The organism is Bacillus sp. S4, assembly GCF_040838205.1.
Taxonomy (GTDB): Bacteria; Bacillota; Bacilli; order Bacillales; family Bacillaceae_G; genus Bacillus_A; species Bacillus_A cereus_U.
In genome coordinates, this window is sequence record NZ_JBFPJI010000497.1 from 1 (window position 1) to 1,594 (window position 1,594).

Consider the following 1,594-nt stretch of genomic DNA (forward strand, 5'->3'; position numbering starts at 1 on the left):
GCCTATAAAACAAAGCACTCATAAATAATAAATTCTATATTTTATTTAAAGAAAAAAGGATTGATCAAAAGATCAATCCTTTACTCTACTTCATTTAAGAAGAACAATGTTAACGCACCTGGTCCTGTATGCGCTCCGATTGCTGCTCCAATTGTATTTACAATAAATACTTCACAGCAGAATCTTTCAGTAATTAATGCTTTTAATGCTTCGGCAGTTTCTAAATCATCACCGTGAGTCATACCGATTGTTTGACCTTTAAGGTCTTTGCCACGCTCTTCCATAATATCAACAATGCGGCTTAATACTTTCTTTTTCCCTCTTACCTTTTCAAGTGGTACAAGTTTTCCTTCATCCACATTTAGAATTGGCTTAATGTTTAATAAACCACCGATAAAACCGGCCACTTTACTTAAACGTCCACCTCTAACAAGGTACTGTAAGTCAGCTACAGTGAAGATATGTTCCATATGCTCCATTAGAAAAGCGACACGGTTTAAGATTTCTTCTTTTGACGCACCCTCTTTTGCCATTTTGGCAGCTTCTAATACGACAATACCTTGACCGAGTGAGGCACATTTTGTATCGATAATTTCTAAATCTAAATCAGTGTATGTTTCTTTCACTTCTTTTTTAATGAGAACTGACGATTGATATGTACCAGACAATTCAGATGAAAAGGCTAAATATATACAAGGGTTACCTTCTTTTGCATAGGAAACAAATTTTTCTTGGAATGTTTCAAGTGAAGGCAATGACGTTTTATAAACTGCGCCTTCTCTCATTTTTTGCAGTAATGTAACTGATTTTAATGTAACCCCATCTAAATACTCTGTTTCTGCTTCATCATATACACGGAGTGGAATTAAATCTATATCATATGCTTGCAGCAATTCTACCGGTAAATCCGCCGCACTATCCGTAATGATTTTAACACTCATTTTTAAACCTCTATTCTGTTATAAATATATAAAAAAATAAAATAAAAATATTACTTTTAAATTATATACGTAAAACAAGAATGAAGAAAGGGAAAGTACTTTATATTGTATGCACTCTTCCTCAAAACTTGAACTGTTAAGAAAAATGATTTTGATTTATCCTCTTTTCACTAGTTATTGAGCTATATATAATGAGAATATTAATACTTTTCCAAAGGGGGTTACTTATGAGTATACAACTAGCTACTTCTAAAGATTTAGAATGGATTAATAATCAATACGAATCAATAGGATTTGTACCAAGTGATTTAAAGCGGGATAAAGTTGCGATTATTACATACAACGGCGAGTATGCAGGTGTAGGTCGTTTAGTTCAAATTGATAAAGATACTATTGAAATGGGTGGTATTTTCATACTTCCTAAATTTAGAGGGTTACAATTAGCGGGAGAACTCGTTTTATTTTTAGTACAAACAGCGAAGGAATTACATATTCAAAATGTATTTTGTCTCCCTTTCGAGGAATTAAAAAACTTTTATAAAAAATACGGTTTTACTGAAGTCGATACTACGCAAGAGGTTGTCCATCCAATTATTCTAAAAAAATATAATTGGTGTTTAAAAACGTATGATAAACATGTATTACTATTTAAG

General features: G+C 32.2%; 2 protein-coding genes. One reads left to right on the forward strand and one right to left on the reverse strand.

The window, feature by feature from the left end; genetic code table 11:
* Positions 1–80 precede the first annotated feature (80 nt).
* The gene (locus AB3X48_RS21980) at positions 81–941 is read right to left on the reverse strand and encodes a DegV family protein (protein WP_016105123.1); all 861 of its coding nucleotides are present in this window, start codon (positions 939–941) and stop codon (positions 81–83) included.
* A gap of 227 nt (positions 942–1,168) precedes the next feature.
* Here AB3X48_RS21980 and AB3X48_RS21985 point away from each other — a divergent pair.
* Positions 1,169–1,594, forward strand: a 426-nt coding sequence (locus AB3X48_RS21985; RefSeq protein ID WP_367959949.1) for a GNAT family N-acetyltransferase, incomplete at its 3' end; no start/stop codon positions are given.

Excerpts from the sequence above, each read along its gene's own strand:
- AB3X48_RS21980 (WP_016105123.1), bottom strand. The coding sequence starts at position 941 with ATGAGTGTTAAAATCATTACGGATAGTGCGGCGGATTTACCGGTAGAA.